This window comes from Bradyrhizobium sp. P2_E8, assembly GCF_056403875.1.
In genome coordinates this window covers 1-4,441 of record NZ_JBFUES010000646.1, presented here as the reverse complement: position 1 = coordinate 4,441, position 4,441 = coordinate 1, and the positions used below count along the sequence as shown (strand labels likewise).

General features: G+C 66.2%; 4 protein-coding genes. 3 read left to right on the top strand and 1 reads right to left on the bottom strand.

Annotated features, from left to right (window positions below; translation table 11 throughout):
- The first annotated feature begins 73 nt into the window (after positions 1 to 73).
- Positions 74 to 733, top strand: a complete 660-nt coding sequence (locus AC1D00_RS28680; RefSeq protein WP_135178138.1) for a peroxiredoxin — start codon at positions 74 to 76, stop codon at positions 731 to 733.
- A 122-nt stretch (positions 734 to 855) separates the two neighbouring features.
- Here the strand turns inward: AC1D00_RS28680 and AC1D00_RS28675 are convergent, their stop codons facing one another.
- Positions 856 to 2,586, bottom strand: coding sequence for a methyl-accepting chemotaxis protein (locus tag AC1D00_RS28675; protein ID WP_477012978.1), 1,731 nt, complete (start codon positions 2,584 to 2,586; stop codon positions 856 to 858).
- A gap of 114 nt (positions 2,587 to 2,700) precedes the next feature.
- Between AC1D00_RS28675 and AC1D00_RS28670 the strand changes: the two genes are divergently transcribed.
- Positions 2,701 to 4,146, top strand: coding sequence for a cryptochrome/photolyase family protein (locus AC1D00_RS28670; RefSeq protein WP_477012979.1), 1,446 nt, complete (start codon positions 2,701 to 2,703; stop codon positions 4,144 to 4,146).
- A 66-nt stretch (positions 4,147 to 4,212) separates the two neighbouring features.
- A partial coding sequence (locus tag AC1D00_RS28665) for a histone (protein ID WP_477012977.1) occupies positions 4,213 to 4,441 on the top strand: 229 nt, incomplete at its 3' end.

Below are 4,441 nucleotides of genomic sequence, written 5' to 3'. Positions count from 1 at the left end.
TCGCAAGTCCCTATACTGACGGTGACGGCCAATGACAAATTCACAAGCAAATTCAATGTGATGAGGTAGAACCATGACACTTCCGATCGGCACTACCGCCCCCGACTTCGAAGCCGAGACCACCGAAGGGAAGATCAAGTTCCACGACTGGATCGGCAATAGCTGGGCCCTGCTGTTTTCGCACCCCAAGGACTTCACGCCGGTTTGTACGACCGAGCTCGGCGCATTGGCCAAGTTGAAGCCGGAATTCGACAAACGCGGCGTCAAGCTGATCGGCCTCTCGGTCGATCCGATCGACCGTCACGCCAAGTGGGCGGACGACATCAAGGAGACCCAAGGCGCGGCGCCCAACTATCCGTTGATCGGCGACACCGACTTCAACGTCTCCAAGCTCTACGAGATGCTGCCGGCCTCGACCTCGGGCGATCCCCTCACCCGCACGCCGGCCGACAACCAGACCGTCCGCAACGTCTTCATCATCGGGCCGGACAAGAAGATCAAGCTGGTGTTGGTCTATCCGATGACCACGGGCCGGAACTTCCAGGAGATCCTGCGCGTCATCGACTCGCTCCAGCTCACCGCCAAGCATCGCGTCGCAACCCCGGCCGACTGGACGCAGGGCGAGGACGTGATCATCGCAGGCTCAGTCTCCAACGACGAGGCCAAGACGATCTACCCGCAGGGTTGGAAAGAGCCGAAGCCCTACATCCGGATCGTCCCGCAGCCGAAATGACTTTTGGCGGTCGCGCCTAGCGGCCGCAAAAAGTCATCCCGGGGCGCGCGAAGCGCGAACCCGGGATCTCGAGATTCCGGGTTCGGTCCTGTGGACCGCCCCGGAATGACGACAACGTTGGATCACGCCGCGTGAACGCGCTCGAGGAAGCCGTCGACCTCGGCCTTCAGATGCAGGCTCTCGCCCGACAGCGCCTGCGCTGAGGCAAACATCCGGCTCGAGGTCTCGCCGGTCTCGCTTGCGCCCTTGGCGGCGTGACGGACGTTGACGGCGACCTCGGCCGTACCGGAGACCGCGGCGCGAACGCTGGCCACGATGTTGTGGGTCGCACTCTTCTGCTGCTCGACCGCCGCCGAGATCGAGCCGGCGATGCCGCTGATGCGCTCGATGGTCTGGCTGATCGCCCTGATGGCGGCGACAGATTCCTCGGTCGCGAGCTGCATGCTGGCGATCTGGCTCGAGATCTCGTCGGTCGCCTTGGCGGTCTGGCCGGCGAGCGTCTTGACCTCCTGAGCCACGACCGCAAAACCGCGGCCGGCATCGCCGGCACGCGCGGCCTCGATGGTGGCGTTCAGCGCCAGGAGGTTGGTCTGCTCGGCGATCGAGGTGATCAGCTTGACGACGTCCCCGATGCGCGTGCCCGCCTCGGAGAGCTGTGCGATGCGCTGGTCGGTCACCTCGGCCTGCCTCACCGCCTCGGCGGAGATCTCGTTCGATTCCTGCACGCGCCGGGTGATCTCGGAGATCGACTGGCTCAGCTCGTCGGAGGCCGACGCCGCCGAACGCACGTGCTCGGAGGCGTCCTCGGACGCCCCGGCCGACTGCGCCGACAGATCGGCGGTCGAGCGCGCGGTGTCGGTCAATTGGCGCGCCACCCGCTCGAACTCGCCTGACGACGTCAGCACCTTGTCGAGGATGCCGCCGACGCTGCCGCGGAACTGCTCGACGAAGTTGCGCAGGTCGGCCTTGCGCTGCTCGACTGCGGCGGCCGAAGCCGCCGCCTGCTCGCTGCGCATGCGGGCGCGCTCCAGCGAATTGCTCTTGAACACGGCGACGGTGCGGGCGATCTCGCCGATCTCGTCGGCGCGATCCTCGCAATCGATCTCGACATCGCTCTGGCCGTTCGCCAGCGCCGTGAGCGAGCGCGTGACCGAGGTGAGCGGCCGGGTGACACGGCGGACGATCAGCAGGGTGAGGACGAGCACCAGCAGCGCGGCGAGCCCGGCGGCAGCGGCCATGCTCTCGATCGCCTGGGTCAGCATGCTCTCGAACTGGGCCATCGGGATGCCGACGTAAAGAATGCCGGCGACCTTGCCGGTCGCGTCCGCGACCGGGAAATAGGCGGTCATGAAGGACTTGCCGAACAGAACGGCCGGGCCCTTGTAGGCCTCGCCACGGCGCAACAGGGCCTGCGCCGGATGATCGGCGGCGAGCTGGGTGCCGACGGCGCGGTCGCCATTCTCCTTCTTCACATTGGTCGAGCGGCGGACGAACTGCCCGCTCGCCTCGTCGAACACGAACAGGGTCGCGTTGCCCCCGACATAGGATACCGCGCGATCGACGATGGCGTGATCCCTGAACTCGGGCATCTTGGGGATCTCGGCGCGCGCGACCGCGCCATCCCTCACCGTGATCCTGACGTCCGGAACGGTCTCGGCAAAGGCCAGCGCCAGCGTGCGCAGATTGACCTCGATGTCGCGCAGCGCGCGATCATTGAAAGCGGACGTAAGCGACCAGTAGCCGGCGCCGACCACCAGCGCCGTGTTCACGGCGATCAGCAGCACGGCGCACAGGACGGCCTTGGTGCCAAGTTTGAACTGCGGCAGGAACTTCGCCGTTGAAAGGCTGGACATGAATGGAATGACCCCCGTAATTCCTGCATAATGATGCAACCGGCTTACGGCGGCATTAACGACGGTTCACGGCGCTGCAGCCGGCATCCTTTCCAAATCGTAAACGAGGCCTCCCTGACCACGCCAAGCGCGCCGCCCATCATCGTGTGGTTTCGCGATGACCTCCGCCTGTCCGACCACCCCGCCCTCCACGCCGCCGCGAAAACCGGCGCGCCGGTGATCTGCCTCTACGTGCTGGACCAGACCGCCGGGCGAGCACCGGGCGGCGCGGTGCGCTGGTGGCTGGCGCAGTCGCTGCGGGCGCTCGCTGCCGAGATCGCCGCACGCGGCGCGTCGCTGTCCCTGCGCAAGGGATCGGCAGCCAAGGTGATCCCCGAGGTGGCGCGCGAGAGCGGCGCTGGCGCCGTCTACTGGAATGGGATCGACCAGGCGCCGCATCAGGCGGTCGAACGGCAGCTCGAAGTGGCGCTGGCAAAGCTCGGCGTGGACTCGCAAAGATTCCCGGGCGACCTCCTGGTTTCGCCCTCGGCCATCCGCAACAAGGACGGCCGGGGCTTGCGCGTGTTCACGCCGTTCTGGCGGCGCGTAGTGTCGCTCGGCGATCCGCCAAAGCCGCTGCCCGCACCGAAGCAGCTGCGCCCGAGCGGGAAGGTCACGAGCGACACGCTGGAGAGCTGGAAGCTCGAGCCCAGCAAGCCCGATTGGGCGGGCGGCCTGCGCGAGCGCTGGAGGCCGGGCGAGACCTCCGCCCGCACGCGCCTGCGCGACTTTCTCAAACACAGCGCGCGAGGCTATGTCGGCGATCGCGACCGCCCGGATCGGGAGGGTACCTCGGGCCTGTCGCCGCATCTGCGGTTCGGCGAGCTCAGCCCGCGGCAGGTCTGGCACGCCGCGCGCTTCGCCGCGGCCGAGAATCCCGCCCTTGGACCCGGCATCGAAAAATTCCTGAGCGAGCTCGGCTGGCGCGAATTCTGCCGTCACCTCCTCCACGACCACCCCGACCTCGCCACCAGAAACCTCCAACCGAACTTCGACGGCTTCCCATGGCAGCCCGACGGGAAGGCGCTCGCCGCCTGGCAGCGCGGCCGCACCGGCTACCCGATCGTCGATGCCGGCCTGCGCGAGCTCTGGCACACTGGTGTGATGCACAACCGGGTTCGGATGGTGGTGGCGTCCTTCCTGGTCAAGCACCTCCTGATCGACTGGCGCGATGGCGAGGCCTGGTTCTGGGACACGCTGGTCGATGCGGATGCCGGCAGCAATCCCGCCAACTGGCAGTGGGTCGCGGGCTGCGGCGCCGACGCCGCGCCCTACTTCCGCGTGTTCAATCCGCAGCTCCAGGGCGAGAAGTTCGATCCCGATGGAACCTATGTCCGGCGCTGGGTGCCGGAGCTACAAGGACTGCCGGCGAAGCTGATCCACCAGCCCTGGCAGGCGACACCGATCGAGCTGGCGAGCGCCGGCGTCACGCTCGGCAAGACCTATCCACAGCCGCTCGTCGATCACGCCCAGGGACGCGAGCGTGCGCTCTCCGCCTATGCAAAGATCCGCAAAGGTTGAGGGTTGCTTTGACACAATTTTGAAACCCGCTATCGTCATCGCTCCATACAAACCGTGGGGGACGATATGGACGACGATAAGCCGATCACCGAACAGGCAATGGAGACGATCACCACCGCCGTGGAAGCGACCAAGGACGCTGCAGTCACTGCCGCCAAGAAGGTCAGGAAAGCCGCCAAGAAGGTCGCGAAGAAAGTAGCGCCGAAGAAGGCCAAGAAGGCTTCCAAGAAGAAAGCCAAGAAGACTTCGAAGAAGGCCGCAAAGAAGTCGTCGAAAAAGGCGGCCAAGAAGACCG

Bases quoted from the DNA above. Each gene is read 5' to 3' on its own strand.
- AC1D00_RS28680 (WP_135178138.1), top strand. From the start codon at position 74: ATGACACTTCCGATCGGCACTACCGCCCCCGACTTCGAAGCCGAGACC.
- AC1D00_RS28675 (WP_477012978.1), bottom strand. From the start codon at position 2,586: ATGTCCAGCCTTTCAACGGCGAAGTTCCTGCCGCAGTTCAAACTTGGC.